This window comes from Methylobacter sp. Wu8 (assembly GCF_036440755.1).
Lineage (GTDB): Bacteria > Pseudomonadota > Gammaproteobacteria > Methylococcales > Methylomonadaceae > Methylobacter_A > Methylobacter_A tundripaludum_A.
The window spans coordinates 114925-135606 of record NZ_JAZGVT010000075.1 but is presented as its reverse complement, the minus strand read 5'-3'; the positions used below and the strand labels follow the sequence as shown (position 1 = coordinate 135606).

General features: G+C 50.8%; 20 protein-coding genes and 3 tRNA genes. 8 read left to right on the top strand and 15 right to left on the bottom strand.

Annotated features, from left to right (window positions below):
• Positions 1-6 precede the first annotated feature (6 nt).
• On the top strand, positions 7-714 hold the full coding sequence (locus tag V3O24_RS17425; RefSeq protein ID WP_331308185.1) for a 4'-phosphopantetheinyl transferase superfamily protein: 708 nt from the start codon (positions 7-9) through the stop codon (positions 712-714).
• 48 nt (positions 715-762) lie between these two features.
• Here V3O24_RS17425 and V3O24_RS17420 read toward each other — a convergent pair whose 3' ends face one another.
• From V3O24_RS17420 to V3O24_RS17360, 13 genes are all read right to left on the bottom strand, one after another.
• Positions 763-1284: a PepSY domain-containing protein gene (locus V3O24_RS17420; protein ID WP_331308184.1), complete on the bottom strand. Its 522-nt coding sequence runs from the start codon at positions 1282-1284 to the stop codon at positions 763-765.
• 172 nt (positions 1285-1456) lie between these two features.
• Positions 1457-2410, bottom strand: coding sequence for a transporter substrate-binding domain-containing protein (locus V3O24_RS17415; RefSeq protein ID WP_331308183.1), 954 nt, complete (start codon positions 2408-2410; stop codon positions 1457-1459).
• Positions 2411-2599: 189 nt separating this feature from the next.
• Positions 2600-3109, bottom strand: a complete 510-nt coding sequence (locus tag V3O24_RS17410; RefSeq protein ID WP_104422587.1) for a hypothetical protein — start codon at positions 3107-3109, stop codon at positions 2600-2602.
• Positions 3110-3185: 76 nt separating this feature from the next.
• On the bottom strand, positions 3186-4145 hold the full coding sequence (locus V3O24_RS17405; protein ID WP_331308182.1) for a vWA domain-containing protein: 960 nt from the start codon (positions 4143-4145) through the stop codon (positions 3186-3188).
• A 195-nt stretch (positions 4146-4340) separates the two neighbouring features.
• Positions 4341-4901, bottom strand: coding sequence for an MxaK protein (locus V3O24_RS17400; protein ID WP_331308181.1), 561 nt, complete (start codon positions 4899-4901; stop codon positions 4341-4343).
• Positions 4898-5878, bottom strand: a complete 981-nt coding sequence (locus V3O24_RS17395; protein ID WP_331308180.1) for a vWA domain-containing protein — start codon at positions 5876-5878, stop codon at positions 4898-4900. Before V3O24_RS17395 ends, V3O24_RS17400 begins: the two co-directional genes overlap by 4 nt.
• Entirely contained in the window at positions 5875-6750 is an 876-nt protein-coding gene (locus V3O24_RS17390) for a nonribosomal peptide synthetase MxaA (protein ID WP_331308179.1), read from the bottom strand. The genes V3O24_RS17395 and V3O24_RS17390 overlap by 4 nt, the downstream gene beginning before the upstream one ends.
• Positions 6747-7583 carry an MxaS protein gene (locus tag V3O24_RS17385; protein ID WP_331308178.1) on the bottom strand — a complete coding sequence of 279 codons (837 nt, stop codon included), beginning with the start codon at positions 7581-7583 and terminating at the stop codon, positions 6747-6749. The genes V3O24_RS17390 and V3O24_RS17385 overlap by 4 nt, the downstream gene beginning before the upstream one ends.
• 422 nt (positions 7584-8005) lie before the next feature.
• A complete protein-coding gene (locus tag V3O24_RS17380; protein WP_331308177.1) occupies positions 8006-9022 on the bottom strand; it encodes a MoxR family ATPase in 1017 nt (338 codons plus the stop codon).
• A gap of 199 nt (positions 9023-9221) precedes the next feature.
• Positions 9222-9506, bottom strand: coding sequence for a methanol dehydrogenase [cytochrome c] subunit (locus V3O24_RS17375; protein WP_104422593.1), 285 nt, complete (start codon positions 9504-9506; stop codon positions 9222-9224).
• A gap of 13 nt (positions 9507-9519) precedes the next feature.
• Positions 9520-9993 (bottom strand): cytochrome c(L), periplasmic, encoded by a 474-nt coding sequence (moxG, locus tag V3O24_RS17370; protein ID WP_331308176.1) that lies wholly within the window; start codon positions 9991-9993, stop codon positions 9520-9522.
• A gap of 28 nt (positions 9994-10021) precedes the next feature.
• Positions 10022-10861, bottom strand: a complete 840-nt coding sequence (gene moxJ / locus V3O24_RS17365; RefSeq protein WP_331308175.1) for a methanol oxidation system protein MoxJ — start codon at positions 10859-10861, stop codon at positions 10022-10024.
• Positions 10862-11181: 320 nt separating this feature from the next.
• Positions 11182-12996: a methanol/ethanol family PQQ-dependent dehydrogenase gene (locus V3O24_RS17360; RefSeq protein WP_104422596.1), complete on the bottom strand. Its 1815-nt coding sequence runs from the start codon at positions 12994-12996 to the stop codon at positions 11182-11184.
• A 325-nt stretch (positions 12997-13321) separates the two neighbouring features.
• Between V3O24_RS17360 and V3O24_RS17355 the strand changes: the two genes are divergently transcribed.
• Complete coding sequence (locus V3O24_RS17355; protein WP_104422597.1) at positions 13322-13978, top strand: response regulator transcription factor; 657 nt, start codon at positions 13322-13324, stop codon at positions 13976-13978.
• A gap of 88 nt (positions 13979-14066) precedes the next feature.
• On the opposite strand, the gene V3O24_RS17350 is transcribed toward V3O24_RS17355, so the two are convergent.
• A complete protein-coding gene (locus V3O24_RS17350; RefSeq protein ID WP_104422598.1) occupies positions 14067-14597 on the bottom strand; it encodes an SRPBCC family protein in 531 nt (176 codons plus the stop codon).
• A 246-nt stretch (positions 14598-14843) separates the two neighbouring features.
• On the opposite strand from V3O24_RS17350, the gene gltX reads away from it, so the two are divergent.
• The 6 genes from gltX to V3O24_RS17320 all read left to right on the top strand — a co-directional run bounded on the left by gltX (position 14844) and on the right by V3O24_RS17320 (position 19397).
• Entirely contained in the window at positions 14844-16247 is a 1404-nt protein-coding gene (gene gltX, locus V3O24_RS17345) for a glutamate--tRNA ligase (protein WP_331308174.1), read from the top strand.
• A 47-nt stretch (positions 16248-16294) separates the two neighbouring features.
• Positions 16295-16370: transfer RNA gene (locus tag V3O24_RS17340), tRNA-Ala, on the top strand.
• A gap of 23 nt (positions 16371-16393) precedes the next feature.
• Positions 16394-16469: transfer RNA gene (locus V3O24_RS17335), tRNA-Glu, on the top strand.
• A 100-nt stretch (positions 16470-16569) separates the two neighbouring features.
• Positions 16570-16645 (top strand) — tRNA-Glu (locus V3O24_RS17330).
• A 148-nt stretch (positions 16646-16793) separates the two neighbouring features.
• Positions 16794-17738: a CDF family Co(II)/Ni(II) efflux transporter DmeF gene (gene dmeF, locus V3O24_RS17325; protein WP_104422670.1), complete on the top strand. Its 945-nt coding sequence runs from the start codon at positions 16794-16796 to the stop codon at positions 17736-17738.
• A gap of 60 nt (positions 17739-17798) precedes the next feature.
• Positions 17799-19397, top strand: coding sequence for an alkaline phosphatase (locus V3O24_RS17320; protein WP_219820766.1), 1599 nt, complete (start codon positions 17799-17801; stop codon positions 19395-19397).
• 329 nt (positions 19398-19726) lie between these two features.
• Here the strand turns inward: V3O24_RS17320 and corA are convergent, their stop codons facing one another.
• Complete coding sequence (gene corA, locus V3O24_RS17315) at positions 19727-20680, bottom strand: magnesium/cobalt transporter CorA (RefSeq protein WP_104422601.1); 954 nt, start codon at positions 20678-20680, stop codon at positions 19727-19729.
• Between the last annotated feature and the right edge of the window lie 2 nt (positions 20681-20682).

Sequence of the window (20682 nt, the reverse complement as noted above, 5' to 3'; positions counted from 1 at the left end):
TATGCCTTGAATACTGATACTGTAGAAATATGGCATGGCGATATTGCCGCCGAGTACGCCCATTACCAAAACTATTGGCGCGTTCTCGATGCCGTCGAGCAAGCCCATGCCGGAAAATTTAACAACGACGTGCTGCGCAGGCGTTATGTCGTAGTGCGCGGCCGGTTAAGACACGTATTAGCCGAAACGCTTAATCAGCCGCCGGACAAGATCAGCATAAAAAAAGCCGAACACGGCAAACCCTATCTGGCCGACACGCCGGAGCTGGCGTTCAATTTGTCGCATTCGGCCGGCACGATGGTCATTGCCGTAGGCTGGAACTGCCGCTTGGGCATAGATATAGAGGATTACAAACCCAGAAGCAGTCTGGCTGCGCTGGCCGATAAATGTTTTGCCAAAGAAGAAATCACATATTGGAGCCGGCTTTCGGAAGCTGAAAAAACAGCCGGGTTTTACCGCTTCTGGACGCGCAAAGAGGCCTTCGTTAAGGCCACCGGGCGCGGCATCGCCTTAGGGTTAAATCACTGTGTTATCAATCCTGAAAACCAAACCGAATTTTTAAGGGTTCCTGCCGGTTGCGGGCAGGCTTCATCATGGCATTTGCGGGATATTGCTTTGGGGCCGGGCGCTTGCAGCGCGTTAGTGACGGACAAGGCTATTGCCGAAGTCAAGCTTATAGAATTGGCGTCATTGAAAACGGAATATATGGTTTAAGGGGGAGGGACCCCGTTCCAGCGACCGCTTGGAACGGGGAGTAGTTACCTACCTTTTTTCGTCGGCCTCTTCGCCGATTTCCCATGCTTCGGTTGAGACTTCAATAATCTTACCGTTAGCCGCATTGACTTCAACTTTGGTTTCTACCGCTTTGTCGTTGACTATATCAATTTCATAGCTGGCATCGCCGTTTTTTTCTATTTCGTATTCAACCTCCTGAACAGTGCCGGGGTGGGCTTTAAGTGCAATATCTACGGCTTCTTTTTCCGTTATTTTAGCGTTTTTCTTGAAAGCTTCGTCATCAGCTTTGCTGACTTCACTTTCCGTTTCGGTGATTTTTCCGGTTTTGGCATCGCACATGAATTCCCATTCAACGCCGCTGGAATCCTTGATTTCAAATTCATAAAAAGGTTTGCCGGCTACATTCAATTTTTCCAGCTTGATGAATTCGCCGGTTTTTTGTTTTTGTATGGCGGCAATACATTTATCCATAGGCTGCCCCGCTGCGTAACTGGAGACGGATGTTGCAAGACCAAGGACTAGGGTACAGCTCAGGATTGTTGTTTTCATGGTTTTCTCCTAAAAATGAAAGCAGGTAGGTATTATGGAAAAACGGTTAAATCCTCGACACAGGGAATAATGATTGATCCTGCGAGTAAAGGCATTGTTTTTCCAATATGACAATGATAACGCTCTATCTAGCTTTCCGACGAAGTTTTTTGTTTTCGCCCCATGTACCGTCTTACCAGAAAGTCCCCGGTTGCAGCTGTTCGGACTTACCTGTCAGGGCTTGCTTGCTCTGTTTATGCAGCAGTAAATACACTTTTTCGGCAGCTTTTTGCTCGGCTTCTCCCCAATGTTCAATGTTACCGGCGCAATAGTTTTGGCGCAGGTGCTTCCGGGTTGTTTCATCATCTATCTTGGTCAATGGGATGATTTTTTGCCACGCGGCATCGGAACTGCACAGCGTTTGCTTGGCTTGTTTGCCGGCGTCGAAAAATTGCCTGAGCGCCTGTTTATGCTGATCCGCCCAACTTTGTTTAAATAGGTAGCCGAGATTGGCGACAGAGTCCGAAATTCCCAAGCCTTGCAAAATACTGCGGCCGTCAATCAGCGTCCGATACCCTTCCGCCTCAAGCCTTGCAGCAAAGTGCCAGTAATTGAGCACCGCATCAATCCGGCCTTGCTTAATCTGTTCATTAAGCAGCGGCGGCGCGGCAAACACCTTTTCCACCGACGCATCGAGGTCCATATCCAGCTGCTGTTTCGCCAGGGTTTGCAGCAGCAGCCAGTTTTTATCCAGCTCGCCGCCGGCTATACCTAAGCGTTTACCTTTAAGATCCTGCAAGGAATGAATGCCGCTATCTTTTGGCACCATCAGCACGCCCGAAATATCCGAATAAGGATAAAAGGTGAAATCAGCCCCTTTTTCGCGCAAGCCGGACACCCAAATCCAGTCGGAAACGATGATGTCGACCGCCCCGGATTGCAACGCGATCTTACCGGCTTCCGTATTGGCGACATGGTGAATGTCCAGCTGAACATCAGCCTGCTTGGCTTTCAACTCATCCTGCAATGCGGGCAACTCCCACTCTACCGTACCGCCCGACTGAACGCCGATGCGGATAACGGTTTTTTCCGCCGCAAAGCCGTTAGCAGACAACAACAGACTCAACAGTAAGACTTTAAATTTCATGGCAACAATCCTGGTAAAACAAAAAATAAAAGATAACTCTCGTTCCGGTGCGCATCGTTATATCCCACCCCGCGGAGCCTCACGGTTCCCTTGAGCGTAGCCGAAGATCGGGGTGTAAAAGGTATTTAAGGAATCAGCTGATAACGGGAGTGCGGGTTTTGCCTGCAAGCGCATTATGTTGTTAATGATTCAAACTGTATCGACTTGCGTGTCATCGGATTGTCGGTAATAACTGTAAGCAATGGCAATGGCCGCAAGCGTAATTAACTGCCAGATATAACTGTCGAAATAAGCGACACAGATGGCTATAAGTCCTAGAAATATCGCAGTAAAAATAGATTGCCAGCCTGTTTGTATGCCATCCAGATAAACCGTTAAGGCCAGCACTAGCAGCACAACCAAATCGCCTTCTTCATGATAGAGTCTTCCAGTGCGCTGATAGGCATAAATGATGATTGCCACACACAAGCCGCCTGTCCAATGCAGCAGCGGGCGGATAAACTTTTTGAGATTATCTGGATTGTATTTGTATTGATAATAGCCCGGAGCGATGGCTATACCGCTAAATAAAAACATGATCACCAACCAAATATCGTGGGTTTTATGCAGATAACTGTAATCAATGTAGGCGCCGAGTAACGATAAAACTAATCGTAGTGTAAAAAGATTATGGGTTGAGAGCAGGTTTTGTTTGTTCATTTACAGTACTCAATAAGATAGATAACTAATGCTAGTTGCCGTTTTCCATTGTCCAGATTGGGAACCGGCGATTTATTTACGACCGGAAAAGCGGACGGAATTTATACAGCTTGGGCAGATAGACAAGGCTTAACAGCAGCAATGCCAATAATGCCGGTTGCCAGCGAATATCGCTTTGCACGACTTTTTCAGTCGCCAGTTTCGGGTTTTGTAATGCCTGGTTAAGGTTTTTTAAGTCGGTTAAGCGGGCGTAAGCCAAACCGGATTCGGCGGCCAGTTTTTCCAAATAAGTTTCGTGCAAGGCTGTTAAATGCTCGTTGCCGGTGGCGGCTTCGCTGCCGAATGGGGCATTGCGCGCGTTGTAGCCTTTGATTTGCGACGGGTCCAGATTCGATTGTCCGAACGTAGAACGGTGCGGCACATCGTCCCGTGCATAAAATCCGGTTTGTTTGCCCAGGCTGTCGAACTTGGGGATAGGCACAGCCTGCAATCCGCCGGCACCGATGATCATGCCTTTTGCTTGGCCCTTTACCGCTGAAAAATCGGCTTGGTAATTGGGATTAACGGGCGGTGCTTCCTGTCCGTCGGTAATGAAGATCACCGAACTGTCGCTTTTTTGCAGCATTTCCAACGTGCTCAGCAAGCCTTTGGCGATATTGCTGTCTGCGGCCCAGGCCATGCGCCAGTCGACTTTGCCGATCGCGGTGTCTATTTCCGTATAAGCGGAGCAAACTTCCAGCGGCTCGAATAACAGGGTTGAGCGCCTTTCGGTGAACAGGCCCAGGCCGACTTTGGATTCGCATGGCAGTTTTTGCAACAGTTCGCGCAAGGTTTGCTTGACAAAATGCAGGCGGCTGACGGCTTGGTTGTCTTGTTGGTAGTCGGTCGCATTCATGCTGCGGGTAATGTCGATAATAAAGGTGTAGTTATAGGTTGGTGTTTTTTGTTGCTTGCTGGGGTATAGGAACAGCACCAGCATCGCTAAAACTGCCAGCAGAAGGCACCAGGTTCGATAATCTTTTAATGGTTTGTTCATTGTTTTTCCTCGTTCCCACGCGCCGCGTGGGAATGCCGTGCAGGACGCGCTGCGTCCCGTATTTGTGCAATGTGTATTTTTATATACTGATCGTGATTCGCGGCGCAGCGCGCCTCGACTGCGTTCCCACGCGGCGCGTGGGAACGAGATATAAACCCTTCGTGCTCTTCGTGTCTTCGTGGTGAATAGTTATGATTAAGGCAAACCACGCGGAAACCCCGGTACTGTCGTCCACAACTGCGATTTTTGGTTCTTAAGTTCGTCGTCCGGCATGTCGACCCTGTCCATTTCCGGCAGTAAACGCATGGCGACTTCAAGGTTGTATTTGGCATCCCAATCGCCGCTGTTTAACGCCAAAGACTGCCGGTAGGCCTGTTTCGCCAATCCGGCCAAAGGCATTGCTTCGTTGATATTCATGGCTAAGGCCTGCTGTATGGCTTGTTCCAGATACAGGTTGCCGAGGTTGTAGCGGGCTTTGGCCTGGAAGTTCCGGCCGCCTTTATCCATAACCAGGCTGAGGGTCGACAAGGCCTCGTCGTAGCGGTGTTTTTGCTTGAAATAAAAAGCCCGCGCCAGTCTCAACTCCGGCTCGCCGCTGATCACTTTATTAACGGCCACATCTTTTCCCGAAACCAATTGTCGGATTAAGTCATTGTTTTGATGGATGCCGTACAACGCGCCGGCGCTGTAAACGAAAGCCGCTAAACTGAGCGCCAACGCGGCCCACAGCGTTATATGCCTGATCGTTCTTATCATCGTTTGACCTCAAAAAATTTAACGCCGAGCAGAACCAGCAACAGGAAGGCCGCTACGCTGTAGCAGACTGCCGATAAATCCTGTTTGGGAATGCGTTCGATATAGTGCATTGGCAGGTTCTCCAGCTGGTTGATGTCGGCAATCGCCTGCTTTAACGCGTCCGGGCTTTCCGCTTCATAAGCCTGATAGGGGCTGCCGAGCCCCAGAAAAAATTTGTGCAGGTACAGTTCGGGCATAGCCCCAGCGTTGTCGTCCCGGCTGTCTTCAGGCTGGTCGAAAATGCCGGGGCTGCCCGCCGTGCGCAGGAAAATCCAGTACAGGCGGACTTGTTGTTGTTTAAACCATTCGCGCAATTTCTGTTCGCTGTCGTGATCGATCGCCGCCGCGCCGTCCGAAACCAGCAGCACGATACGCGAGCCGGTGACCGGTTGTTGTTCAAAAAATGAGATAGCCATCCCTAAGCCTTTGCTGACATGGGTAAAACCCAGTGCCGGTGTCGCGGTCGCCGCAATCGCCGCCTGCACCGCGTTTTTGTTTTCGGTCAGCGGCATCACGAATAGCGGCGAAGTGCTGTATTCCGCGACCCCGATCAAATCGTTTTGCCGCTGTTTGACAAAATCGGTCAATAGCCGCCGCGCCGCCGTGGCCTTGGATTCATCCGAGCCGTTCGGCGCGCGTCCGGCGAATGTGTTATCCATGCTGCTGCTGCGATCCAGCAATAACACGATATGCGCGCCGTGGCCGATCCTCTCTTGGCTTTGTTCGGTGCGATGCAGGCCCGCGATGCCCAGCACTAATCCGGCGATTGCCGCGACGGCGCACAGCCGAAGACAGCCGACGACAACAGCCGACAGCGTGTCGCGGGGTATCAACGCCGTCCACGGAGCGGGGCTGGTGCGCATGCCGCTATTGAACAGCGGCAACAGGGCCAGTAACAGGCCTGTTAAAGCCCAGGGGTTATTAACCGCCAAATTCATCGGCTGCCCCGTTCGATTTTACGGCATTGCTCGCAGAGTTCTTTTAGTTGCTGCAAGTCCTGTGCTACGGCAATCATGGCGTCGGAAAAAAAGTAACGATTGGAGTAGTTGAAAAACCAAGCCAATTGGGAATTTATTTGCAGATACTGCGGGTTGCGCCGGTAAAATTCGCCCAGCCGGTTAAGGAACAGCGGCTGGCCGTTGAGGCTGTTCAAGGCGTGGTGGACAACGGTCAAAGCCTGCTCCATGTCGGCTTCAGACAATCCCGCCAGTTTGCGCAAGGTTCGCTTGAACAAGGTGCGCTGCGACATGCCGGAAAAGCATCCGTATAAGTAAGCCAGATAGACCGCTATCAGTACGGCGACGCTCAGGCTGGCGGCCAAGCCGTACAAAGCCTGGGTGTTCGCCAATAACGGCGGCGGACTGTCCGGGCGCATGTATTCGCCCTGTTCGCTTTGGCGCACCACCAATTCCCTGAGCGGGGACAGGGTAAAAGTCCAGGCGGGGACGTTTTGGCTGATGCTTTTTTCGCCCTGACTGAGCTGCACGGTAAAGCCGGGCAGGGTTAACGATTTAACCTCCAGCGGCGCGTAAAAGACCTGGTACAGCAAGTCGATTTGATAACGCTGTCCTGTTTGTTTAACCGTGACCCGGTTCAGGTTCAACCAGCGGTTGATTTGTCCTTTGGCCGGTAAACTGCCGGGTTGCAAACTGATGCCCGAACGGGTTTCGATAATAATGCTCTGGGGAATTTCATCGCCGTTAACGTAACCGAACGGGCGGGGCGTTTCGACGTTAAAATAGCTGACCGGCTCGTCGATCGAGCCGGAACAGCCCAGCAGCGACAACACCATGATTAACAGGATTCTCATGCGACCCTCTGCTGCAAATGACGATTAACGGTTTGGGTGCTGTAGCCTTCGGTAATAAACAACGGTTCGCTGCCAAAGGCCCTGAAGATATGTTTCAGGTCGTGTTGGCGCTGCCGGTAGGCGGCGACTATTTTTTGCCGCAATGCCGGACGCATGAACAGCGTGCGGGTCGAATGGCTTTCCATGTCCTGGAAAGAAATCAGGCCCCAATTGGGCAAGGCCGCGTATTCATCCTGATTCCACAACACCAAGGGGATCACGTCGTGAGCCTGTAGCGAACCTAATACGGCGCGCAACTGAGGCAGCGGAAAATGGCAGTCGGACAACAAAAACACCAGCGAGCGCTCGGCAGGCATAAAAGCCAGCGCATTTTGCAGCCCGTTTGCGCTGCCGCTAAAGTTAAGACGTTCCAGTTGTTTTGCCAGCGCCGACACCCGTCCCAAGTGCTGGCCGGCGGGAAGCAGCCAGCGCTGCTCGATACGCTCGGTACAGCCGATAAAGCCGAATTTGTCGCCGTAATCGAAAGCCGAATGGGCGGCGGTCAGCAAAAACCGGAGCAGGGTTTGTTGTTTGTCGGCATAGCCCATCGAGGCCGACATATCGGCAATCAGATAGACGTTGACGGAGCTTTGCTGCTGATAGACGCGTACCCGGTACGACGAAAACGGGTCGAGCACGCTGGCGCGCAAGTCTATGCGTCTGGGGTCGGGGCTGGCAATAAGCGGCTCATGGCGCTTGAACAGCTGTCCGGCGCCGATCATTTGTCCGGGATGCGCTCCCGGATAAACGGAACTTGATTGCCAGGGTAAGCGGTAATGTAGCGTTTCGGTCATGGCTTGGTTTTTTACGATGTTTTTTGTTTTATGTATTAAAACGAATGCTATGCGTTGTAGGGTGTGAAAGCCGTTCGTGCTGAGCCCTTCGGCTACGCTCAGGAGAGCCTTGTCGAAGCATGAACGGCTTTCACACCTCTCATCCCTTGGTTGAGCATTCCAAAATCCCGTTCGCCCTGAGCCTGTCGAAGGGTGAGCGGGATTTTGGAATGCTCACCACGAAGGACACGAAGAAAAAAACATAACTAAGCGGGACAGGGTTTGAAACCCCGTCCCCAACGTTTTACGATGCCTGAGCAAAGTGGTTATATTTAGCTAACGCCTTACGTTTCGGACGGGGCAGCATGCTCCGTCCGGCTCAACACGAAGAAAAAAATATAAAACTTCGTGCTCTTCGTGTCTTCGTGGTGACGTTTTTTTTATTAAGGCGCAGCCACCTGGTCCAAAATCCCCTCGATCAATTCGGGCAGCAGCTGTTCTTTCCTGTAGGCATACATCGGGTTTAAAAACAGCCGGTGCGTCATGCAGACCGGAAAAACCGCTTGCAGGTCTTCCGGCAGCACATGATCACGCTGTTCCAGCCAAGCGCGGGTTTTGGCGGCGCGGATCAAGTAACTCATGCCGCGCGGACTGGCTCCGGCCATTAACAATTGCGGCATTTCGACATCGCTTAATTGAACGCCGTATTGTTGCGGTTGGTGCGTAGCTTTCCATAAACTCAGCGCGTAAGCATGGAGTTTAGGGCTGGTCTGTATATGTTGCTGCAGCGTTTGCGCCAGCTCATTGAGCCGGTAATAAATACCGCTGTTAGCGACTCCTGCAACCAGCCGGTCGGTATCGTGAAAACGGGGATTGAACATCAGCTCGTCCAGCTCGGTATCGCCACTGGGCATATCGATATTGATTTCCATCATGAAGCGGTCTTTGGCGGCGGCCGGCAGCTCAAAGGTTTCTTCCTTCTCGACGCGGTTGCGGTCGGCAAAAACCTGGATGTGCGGAAAATGATAGTCGCGGTTAAAGGCGTTGATGCTGCGCTCGGCCATCGCCCTTAACAGCAAGGCGTGGACTTGCGGGCGGGCGCGGTTGATTTCGTTGAAGAAGAAGGTGGCGAGGGTGTCGCCGTGTTTCAGCAAAGGCCCCGGATCGACGCACGGACGGCCTTGTTCGTTTAAATAGGTGTAATAGATCAAGTCGGCGGGCATCAAGTCAATGGTGCCTTCAATCCGCTGGTAATCGCCGCCCAAACCTTGGGCAACCGCTCTTAACAACGTGGTTTTACCGACGCCGACATTGCCTTCCAGTAATACATGGCCTCTGGCGAAAACGGCCAGGATGATATTTCTGACCGCAGGTTGCAGGCCGATAACGGTTTGATTGATTTGTCGTTCAAACTGTAACGCTTGCTCGCGCCAGTCGGTGAGTTGGGTGTCTGTGTTCATTTTAGTTTTGTGCTAGTTCCCAAGCTCCAGTTTGGGAATTCGGTAGTGGAAGCTCCAGCTTCCCGTCTCGCGAAGCTGGAGCTTCGTCCTCTGGGTTCCCAAGCCGGAGCTTGGGAACCAGCGTAAAAAAAGGGCATAAGATACAAACAGACTCACAAAGGGGACGAAAAGTGGAATGCATTTATGCCCAAAACAATGGCTATTCGATGTCGTCTACGTCATAAACAAACTTGCCGGTCTTGGCCAAATGTTCCTGGCGCTTTTTATTGCGCGCTTCCATTTCCACAACCGATTGGGCTTGTTTGTTGAGTTCGTTGACATCGTGTTTCGGGTCATACTTGCTGCCCGCCACTTTTTCCGGGTAACCCGGTTTGGGTTCCCAGCAAACGCCCGGTTCGCTGCAATTCTGACCGTCGTAAGCGATAGCGGAATAGGACAGCGCCGCCAACACGACGCCTGCATTAATTAAAAGCATTTTTTTCATCTGTGTTTCCTCTCTATTTTAACCATTTGGCTTTTTTAGGATTACCTGTGTAGATGTCCCGTATCCAGGACATAATCATCAGCATTTCATCGGTTGATAGATTGACGTATTGCGGCCCCATCATGCCGCTGGCGCCGCCGAACAAGATTTCAAACAAGCCCTGATCGGTAGCGGCAGACGGATAGGTCCAGTAATCGTCCGCCAGTCCGGGCCCCAATTTACCTTCGGCTTCGTGGCCGTGACAGCCGGAGCAGGCGGTCAAATAAAGGTCATGGCCCTTTTGTATGACTTCTTTATTACCGTTATAAGGGTTCTTGCCCGTTTCCTTGAATTGATTGAAAACGGCTTCGTTGCCGCCCGATTTGGCGACGCTCATATCCAGCGGCGCGCCGGTAATGGCGTTACGAAAGGTTATTTCCGCTAAAGCCGCCGAGCTGATCAACATCAGGCTGGCAGCCGATGCGGCTAATAATTTTTTTCTGTTCATTTGTCAGTCCTAATTTCTTTATGATTTTCTAAGGCGCATCGGGTTCAGCAACCAAAGGGATGCCTTCCGCTTCCAGCAACTCGGTTATTTCGTCTCGATGATCTTCAATAACTTTGTTCAACTGAGCCAGCAAGGTTGAATCGTTTTTTCGAACCCCCATCGATGTACTGAAATGAAAGTCGACTTTTTGTCCGTCCGCACGAACATTGTCGTCAGGAATCATCGTCATCACCAACGGTGTGGTCGAGGCTTTGACATAACGCGCCGCAGACGGCCCCCAAAGAGAGGCGATTTCGGCATGGCCCGATGAAATCTCGGAGACCAGTTTCGAGGTTTCATATTTGATGTACTGGTTGCGCCTGGATTTAAAGCCCACCAATTCCTGTGAATAATTGAACATATCGTTATAACGCCCGATAGCCTTCATCATCACTTCCGGCGGCGTGCCGGGCACAAAAGCGATGCGTTGCGCCTTGCGTAATGCCTCGCTATCCCAGTTTTTTAGGTCCAGGTTGTCGGCTTCACGCGAGATGAAAACGTAGCCGGACCGGTAGTAAGGTTGGGTGGTCAAAACGCGGGGATCGCCTTTATCAACACCTATCGCTACATCGCACAGTCCTTTATCCAGCGTGTCCCGTATGTAATAACGCGGGTCGCTCCAGTAAACGTATTCGACTTTTCTGTTCAGCGCTTTGCCGACCAGTTCCGCCAGTTTATTTTCAAAGCCTTCGCCCGCCTTATTGGAATAGGGCATTTCGTCTTCCGCGGCGCAGACCTTCAGCGCTTTGTTTTGTTCGGCCTGGGCTTGGGGGATTGCCAAACAGCCACCCAAACACAAAGCCGTTATCAAAAACTTGTTTATGTGCATATTTACTCTCAATCAATGCAGGATTAAAAACGTGATGCCATTACAGATGTCACTGTAGGGAGTGGTTTTAGCCCCAACCTGTTGATTTAAGCAGTGCAAAGCCCTCTCGGCAATTACTCCTGCATCCGTGCAGTCGTCCACAGGGAGAGGGTTGGGTGAGGGAAAATCAAAATAAGGAAAAGGACTTATTTGAATCCCCTCATCCCAGCCTTCTCGGCAATTGCTCCTGCATTGCTCTACTACCTACATCCATGTAGGCATCCCTGAGGGAGAAAGGGCGCACTCCTAAATAGCGGCTAAGGTTCCTTCTACACGCAGTTTTAATAACCTAATGCAAAGACCATCACACCGCCGCCTTGTTGAGTGTAGTGCGCCAGTTCCTTAAACGCACCGACTGCACCCAAACCTGCGGTAGGGTCTTGCAAGTCGAACACTAAACCAACGCCGGGCCAACCGCCGACACCGTAGTAAATCGCCACATATTGCTTGCCTTTATGTCCGAAGGTAATCGGATGGCCGATAACGCCGGAAGGCAGTTTGAATTTCCACAATTCTTTTCCGTTCCGTGAATCCAGCGCTTTGATGTAGCCGTCCAAGGTGCCGTAGAAAACCAGATCGCCCGCCGTTGCGGTAGTGCCGCCCCAGACGGCGAATTTTTCCTGGATTTCCCATTCGAATTTACCGGTTACGGAGTTCATCGCTTTAACTTGGCCCAAGGTGCCTTTAGGCCCCGGATACATGTTCAGCGTCGCGCCGACAAAGAACTGACCTGCGCGGTAAGGCAGCATGAACGGTTCCCAGTCCATGCAGATATGGTTGGTACCCATGAAGAACAGTTTTTTGTTCGGATCGTATGATTCGATGCCTTGGTTGTGATAACCCATCGCGGATGGACAAATGCCTTTGGCTTCATGATCCATGTGGGTCGAAAACTCGGGATCGCGAATCGGCAGGCCGGTTTTTAAATCGACTTTTTTAACCCAGTTGACGGTATCGTCGATTTTAAACGCGTTGACCAAATCGCCGTTTTCACGGTTCAGGGTATAAACCAGACCGTTGCGGTCGGGGTGGGTCAGCAGTTTGGTCATTTTGCCGTCAACCAGCTGTTCCGATAAGCCCATGTAGTTGACGCCGGCGTAATCCCATTCGTCATGCGGCGTTTTTTGATAGCCGAATTTCGCCTCGCCTGTGTTGATGTCGCGGCCCCAGATGGTCATCGTCCATTTGTTGTCGCCAGGACGCATGGTTTCATTCCACGGCGCGGGGTTGCCTGAGCCGTAATAGAGCATGTCCAGGTCGGGATCGAACGCATACCAGCCCCAGTTGGTGCCGCCGCCGATTTTCCAGGCGTCGCCTTCCCAGGTCTTAAGACCCAAACCGAATTGGCCGTAATGCGGGTTGGCGCTGTTAAAATCCTTGGCCAGTTTGATGTCGGCATCGGGACCTGTAGCGTAAACGCGCCAAGCCTGTTTGCCGTCTTTGATGTTATAGGCGGTGGCGTAACCTCTTACACCCAGTTCCGCGCCCGAGCTGCCGACAATAACCTTGTCTTTAGCGACAAAAGGCGCGACGGTCAGTGTGGAGCCCATCGCAATATCGGAATTTTCCATTTTCCACAACAACTCGCCGGTCTTCGCGTTTAACGCCACGATATGGCCGTCCAGCTGATTCTGGAAAATAGTCGCCGGGTAACCGTCGCCGGCGGGCGCGTATGCCAAGCCCCGGTTGACCACGTCGCAGCACGCTACGGCGCGGGCGGCCGGGTTTTGTTTAGGCTTGTATTCCCACAGGATTTTGTCCGGCTGATCCAGGTCGATCGCGAAAATATTGTTAGGGAAGGGCGTATGCACATACATGATGCCGTCAATAACCAGCGGTCCGCCTTCATGCCCGTTCAGTACGCCCGTAGAAAAAGACCAGACCGGCTGTAGATGCTGGACGTTGTGCGCGTTGATCTGCGTCATTTCGCTAAAGTGGGTCGCACCGTAGTCTTTGGTCTGCATGACCCAGTTAGTATCTTCTTTTGACAGTCGATCCAGGGCTTTATTGGCTTGTGCCGGTATCGAAACCGAAAACAAGGCGCCGCTACAGACAGCGGATGCGACAGCGGTGCGGGTGAATTTGGAAATCCGCATAGTTCCTCCAGAGTTATGAATGTTGTACTTATATAAAGTCATAAAGCCAGCCCGTGCGTATCAATAAGGTTTAAGTAAGATAACTAGCTTTCTTGATCAAAACGCTTGCAACACCTTATTGAAATGCAGGGCTGAACAGGCGCTCATGGTACGGGAGCGGGTGCATGCAGCGTTACGGAATAAGCCCGGAAATCGGCGGGAAAAATCCCGTAATAAACCGGGAAAATATCCTGTCTCCGGTTGAGATAAAACGGGAAAAGCTCCTATCGATTTGCCGTTTATAAACAGGCATGATGGTCTTTTTGACGCGTTAAGGAGCAAAGTAGTGGCGGGTAAGATTAGTGTGTTGTTGGTGGATGATCATGCCGTGGTTCGGACGGGCTACAAAGCTTATCTTTCCTTGTCCGATAAGATCGGACAGATTTATGAGGCGGACCGGGGCGAGACGGCTTGCCAAATGTACAGCCAATATCAACCGGATATTGTGGTAGTGGATTTATCGATGCCGGGCATAGGCGGTTTTGAGAGCATCAGGAGGCTGATCAACCGTGATCAGCATTGTAAAATCCTGGTATTCAGCATTCACAATGAATTGGTTTATGTGACGCGGGCGCTTGCGGCCGGAGCGAAAGGCTATATCACTAAAAGCAGCGTGCCTGAAACGCTGATCACCGCAGTGTATAAAATAGCCCAGGGCGGCACTTATGTTGATCCCGAGATTGCCCAGCAACTGGCGGTTTCGATGGCTGGAGAGCAGGACGAATCGGAGAAAATCAAGCTGCTTTCGCCTAGGGAATTCGATGTATTCTGTTTGCTGGCGAACGGTTATACTGTCAGAAAAGCGGCGGAAAAACTGTGTTTGAGCTATAAAACGGTGTGCAACCACGGTACCGTGATCAAGGAAAAAATGGGCGCGGAAACGTTGGCCGAGTTGACTTTGTTGGCAAGTCGGCAAGGGCTTATTGAAATTCGCGAAAATTGAAATAAAAGACGAAAGACGAAAGACGAAAGACGAAGGGCGAAAAACATCTTTCGTCATTTGCCTTTCGCCTTTTGCCTATAAATATTTTTTATTTTTCCAGCTTTTGTTTTAGTCCCGCCAAGCCGTTCTTAAAGAACTCATTCATCGCTTTAACCGCGGCAGCGTCATTCAAGTTTTCGGGTGGCGTATTGCCGGTGTCGCCACGGTAGAAGCGGCTTTTTAGTGTAACCACGCTGGTGTTGGCGTCGTTGCCCGGCGTTACTTGAAGGTTGATGGTATAGGAGCTGGCCGGAAACGCCGTTACATTTTCGGTTTTGAGGCGGTAATTGTATTCATGATCTTTATCGCTGTAAAAATCCAGGTTCTCCACGAGCTGTCCGCCGTTTTGCAGGGTGATGGTCCGGGCGCCGTCGGAGGCGTTTTTGCCATCGCCCGAGCTTGCTTTGACGTCAGGATGCCAGCTGGCAATGGCGTCAAATTGCTTGATCGCATTCCAGACGGCGTCTACGGAAGCATTGATAGTGATGCTTTCTTTGGCTTTTTGCGGGGTCGGTCCGTGGGCAACAGAAGTTACGGGGAATAAGAGGAAACTCAATAATATTAAGGGTAAACGGTTCATGTGATTAATGTCATTATTAAAATAACCTATTATTCATGGCTTCGGGTAAAAGACATCGGGTAACTTTCCCGATAACAGTCGGGAAATTTTCGTTTTTTATGGCTTCTGGAAACGTCCGATGCTTTGTTGCGGCTGTATGAGCGGGGCAAGGGTGCGGAAAAAGATGTTAAAATAGCAACAGGGTGGCATGAAAAAAACCGCCGCCAAACAAATCCAGACCGAACTTTACTAACGAAATAATATCAAATGAGTATAAAAACACGTTTTGCCCCGAGCCCAACCGGTTATCTGCATGTAGGCGGCGCTCGCACTGCCTTGTTTTCCTGGCTTTATGCGCGCAAGCATGGCGGAAAATTTATTTTAAGGATCGAAGATACCGATTTGGAGCGGTCAACTCAGGAGTCGGTCGATGCCATTTTGGAAGGCATGACCTGGTTGGGGCTGGAATATGATGAGGGACCTTTTTATCAGACTCACCATTTTGATCGGTATAAAGAAGTTATTCAGCAGTTGCTGGATCAGGGCGATGCCTATTATTGCTATTGCAGCAAGGAAGAGCTGGAGCAGCTGCGTACCGAGCAAATGGCGAACAAGGAAAAGCCGCGCTATAACGGTAAATGCAGGGATTTGTCGGGGCCGAAAGGCGACCGGGAAGCGGTCATCCGCTTTAAAAATCCGGTTGACGGCGCGGTCACAATTCCCGATTTGATTAAGGGCGACATTGTCGTTGCCAACAAAGAACTGGACGACCTGATTATCGCCAGGGGCGACGGCACGCCTACCTACAATTTAACGGTGGTGGTCGATGATATGGATATGAAGGTCACGCATGTTATTCGCGGCGACGACCATATCAACAACACGCCCAGGCAGATGAACATTCTTAAGGCTTTGGGCGCGGAACTGCCCAAATACGCGCATTTGCCGATGATCTTGGGGCCTGATGGCGCCAGATTGTCTAAGCGTCACGGTGCGGTCAGCGTGATGCAGTTTCGCGACGACGGTTATCTGCCCGAGGCCTTGCTGAATTATCTGGTGCGTCTGGGGTGGTCGCATGGCGATCAGGAGATTTTTTCCATCGATGAAATGGTTGAGCATTTTGCGTTGGAAAATGTCAATGTATCGGCGTCTGCATTCAACACCGAAAAACTGTTATGGTTGAATCACCAGTACATTATGAATAGCGATCCGGCGCATGTGGCGCGTCATTTAAGCTGGCACATGGGCGAGCTGGGTATTGATCCTTCCACCGGCCCCAGTCTTGTCGACATAGTCAAGGCGCAGCGGGAGCGCTGCAAAACACTGGTTGAAATAGCCGCCGCCAGCGTTTATTTCTATAAGGATTTTGACGCTTATGATGAAAAAGCTGCGAAAAAGAATTTTACCACCGGCTCGGATGAAGTTTTGGCGCGGCTGCACGATGAATTTGCCGAAGTGACCGAATGGAACGGCGAAGCCTTGCACCAGATTGTGGTGAATCTGGCCGAAACCATGTCATTGGGTTTAGGCAAGGTGGCTCAGCCTTTGCGCGTCGCTGTCTGCGGTTCAGCGGTTTCGCCGGCGATTGATATAACTTTGTCGTTGCTGGGCAAAGAAAAAACCTTGGCTAGGATACAACGTGCTATAAATCATATAAAAAATTTAAATTAGTATTGGACTGAATAGAGAAATGCTGTAGAATGCCGATTTTCAGCTTAGGGGCCATAGCTCAATTGGGAGAGCGCAACACTGGCAGTGTTGAGGTCAGCGGTTCGATCCCGCTTGGCTCCACCAAAAGGCTGATTAAACCAGTTCTAGTCCCCATCGTCTAGTGGCCTAGGACACCGCCCTTTCACGGCGGTAACGGGGGTTCGAACCCCCCTGGGGACGCCATTTATAAAATCTATGAAAATGGACTTTCTATGACTTCTGAAAGTCATAGAAAATAGCAGTTTTTTTTTAAGTTGAGCATAGGCTGACTAAACCAGTTTTAGTCCCCATCGTCTAGTGGCCTAGGACACCGCCCTTTCACGGCGGTAACGGGGGTTCGAACCCCCCTGGGGACGCCATTAATAGAAGGGTTATCGGAAATGATAACCCTTTTTTTTATGCCCGCCGGTTTGATTCCGGCAATAGGCATCGCGCAATAATCTTTATCTAAAACAGCGGTTGTTCTATAAAATAGAGCTTCCGTCATTCGTAATGATTGTTGTCCGCATGCACACGCATAAATTAAGTCTACTGAAACACGAGCACGATTTTTCAGCCATTAATAAGAAAGGGGAGCGGCGAACCAAGCAGGTTCTTGTGCTGACCTTTTTAACCATGATAGTGGAAATAGCCGCAGGCACCGTGTTCGGGTCGATGGCGCTGCTTGCCGACGGCTGGCACATGGGGACGCATGTTGCGGCTTTCATAATCACTCTCATTGCCTATCGCTATTCCCGCGTTCATGCGCATGACCATACTTTTGCGTTCAGCCCTGGAAAAGTAGGCGTTTTGGGCGGATATACCAGTTCCGTTGTTCTGGGTATTGTGGCCTTGATCATGCTGGTTGAGTCGGGGCAACGCATAGTTAATCCCCACATAATTCACTTTGATGAGGCCATCGCCGTTGCCGGCTTCGGTTTATTCATTAATCTGGTTTGTGCGCTACTGCTTAGAGATCACCATCATCATGATCATAGCCATGATCACGCTCATCACCATGACCAAAATCTTAAAGCGGCTTACCTGCATGTCCTTGCCGATGCATTAACTTCGGTGCTGGCCATTGCCGCGCTGACATTAGGTAAATATTACGGCTGGCGCTTTCTGGACCCGGTTATGGGCATTATCGGTGCGCTGATTATCATGCAATGGGCCTATTCTTTGGTTAGAGAAACCAGTCCGGTATTACTGGATGAAAGCATCGCGTTGAAACATAAGCTGGCTATCATGGAAAAAATAGAAAATGACGCAGACAACCGAATTTCAGACTTGCATATCTGGCGGGTAGGGCCGGGCCACTTCGCCATAATTATTTCTCTGGTGTCGCATGACCCCAAAGCGCCGGAATATTATAAGGACCTGTTAAAAGAGATCGTGGGCATTAATAAACTGTCGCATATTACCGTCGAGGTAAATAAATGCGCTGGAGATTTTTGTATTCAACAAGAATGATGGTTTTTTGGGTGGCAACGCGTAACTTGATTTAAAAAGCGAACAATGATGAATATACAAATGCGTAAAGGATGGGCTTGTTGCCTGATTAGCGTGGCGCTGCTGAGTTGCACTGCGTCAGACGGCGTCAAGCCTGAGGCAGTCAAGTCCAAGAACGTCATCATGATTATTGGCGACGGCATGGGGCCGCAGCAAGTCGGGCTATTACTGTCTTATGCCAGACAGGCGCCGCACAGCGTTCTTGCCGATCGCACTACCGCGTTAGACCGTATGATGGAACGGGGACGATTGGGTATTTCGCTGACTTATACCGCCGATACATTGGTGACGGATTCTGCGGCGTCAGCGACGCAATTGGCGACCGGGAAATTTGCCGGTGCGGAAATGTTGGGTTTGGATAAAGACGGCAACCCACAGGAAAATATTATCGAAAAAGCCAGGCGTCTGGGTAAAGCGACCGGTCTGGTTTCAGATACGCGTATTACTCATGCAACTCCCGCCGCCTTTGCCGCGCACCAGACGCACCGCAGCCAGGAAAACAGCATCCCGGAAGATTTGTTGGCAACCGGCGCGGATGTGATGCTGTCGGGCGGCTTAAGTTATTGGCTGCCCGAGCAGGCCAATGACAAAAACTCAGCTCTGCATCAGCAATTGGCGCAGATGACAGGTAATAGTATTGAGATCAAATCATCGCGTAAGGATGCTAAAAATCTGCTGACCGCCGCGCAACAACAAGGCTATGCGCTGGCGTTCAACAAGGTGCAACTCCAACAGGCCACAGGGAAAACATTAGGTTTGTTTGCCGATTCCGGCATGGCGAATGGCATAGTCGAAACCCAAAACCGCAAAGATGCCGGGCATGTCCAGCCGACGTTAAAAGAAATGTCCATGCAAGCCTTGGAGATTCTAAGCCGTAATGAACAGGGATTTTTCTTGATGATTGAATCCGGCCAAATCGATTGGGCCGCTCACCGTAATGATACCGGTCTGCTGTTGCATGAAATGCTGCGGTTTAATGACACTTTGAACGCCGTGCTGGATTGGGCGGAAAATCGGCAGGATACGCTGATCATCGTCACCGCCGATCATGAAACCGGCGGTTTCGGCTTTAGTTATTCCGGCGTAGACATTCCCAAGCCGCACAGCCTGCCGGGAGCCGCATTTGCCGGTGGAGCATTATTCCAGCCCAACTTTAATTTCGGCGATCCTTCGGTTTTGGACAAGATTTATGCGCAACAACTAAGCTATCACGACATTTTCAGCCAGTTTGACCGGTTACCTAAAGACCGGCAAACACCGTTAAAACTGACCGAGCTGGTTAACCGCTACACGGAATTTAAGATTACCGAAGCGCAAGCGGTAAAAATCCTGGCAACCGAGGCCAATCCGTTGTATCGGGCAGGGCATACCTCTCTGGGCGAGAAAACGGTACCGAAAATGGAAGTCAACGGCGAGTTCTTCGTTTATCAAAAAGAGAATCGTGAAAACCTGTTGGCGCAGGCTGTCGCCGCCAGTCAGCAGGTGGTTTGGGCGACCGGGACTCACACCAGTACTCCGGTGTTTGTTTTTGTAACGGGGCGGGAGCAAGTCACACAGCCCTTTGCTAAAATCCTGCATCATACCCGCTTGGGGCAATTGGCGATTGACGCTTTGCATTAGCAGCGGTTCGTTCACGAAAGACACGATGTGTTTATTTCAACGTTGATAACCGTCCGCAGCTTGATGCTTTGTTGAATATTCTTGCCGATCACACACATTATTGCAGTGTCATGAAAAGTTCATCATAGCGTCATTATATTGTAACGTAGCCGGTTCAGAATAACCCGTTGAATTATTTACAAAGGGTTATTCCGTATGAACAAATCGACACCGAATAATTTCAATATAATGACGGCCTCAGCGGCTATGATTGTTTTCGGTTTGTTGGTGACTTGGGGTGTTGAACTGTTTGTCAAAACAGTGTTTCGATTGGGTTAAGCCCGCGCAAATTACAACCATCCCTTCCGTTTAAAAAACCAATAAGGCGCGAGCCCCGACAGTACCATTAAGCATAGTGCGCCGGGATAGCCCAGCTGCAAATTGAGTTCCGGCATATGTTGGAAGTTCATGCCGTAAATGCTGGCGACCAGAGTAGGGGGCAGGAATACCACGGCGGCAATCGAAAAGATCTTAATAATCTTGTTTTGGGTGATGTTGATAAAGCCTTGGGTCGAGTCCATCAGGAAGTTGATTTTATCGAACAGGAATGTGGTGTGGGACATCAGCGTATCTACGTCGCGCATGATTTCCCGCGCCGTTTCCTGTAACTCGGGATGATTGCGCAAGTGCCGTTGCAGAAAGGATATGGAGCGTTGCGTATCCATCAGGCATAGACGAATCTTTCCGTTGCTGTCTTCCAGTTTGGCCAGTTGGTCGATCGCATTTTCAAGGTCGGAGTCTATTTCTTCCAGCACCAAATAACTGACTTCTTCCAGTTTGCGGTGAATGTCTTCCAATGCGTCGGCGAGGTTTTCCACTTTTTGCTCGAACATCAGCACCAGCAGTTCCTGCGGAGAATGGGCGGCTACTTGCCCGCGTCGCGCGCGCATGCGCAGCAGCCGGAAATCGGCTAGCGCACCTTCGCGCAGGGTGATTAAGCGCTCGCTTTGCAAGATGAAAGCGACGGTCGCCGTGCTGTGCCGTCCCTCGCTTTGAGCAAGAAACAGGGAGCGTACATGGACGCCGGTATGATCGGTAAAGTAACGCGCCGAAGACTCGATTTCCTCCACATCATCCGATTCGGGTAGCGTTGTGCGTAAAAATGCTTGCAGCTGAGCGCGCTCGCTGTCGCTGGGATCGTGGGCGTCAATCCAGGCGGCTTTGGCGACTGCTTGCTTGAATTGATCTTCCGGCGGCGTTTGTTCTTTGAGTCTGCCGTTGTCGAAATTGAATAGTCGTAGCATTA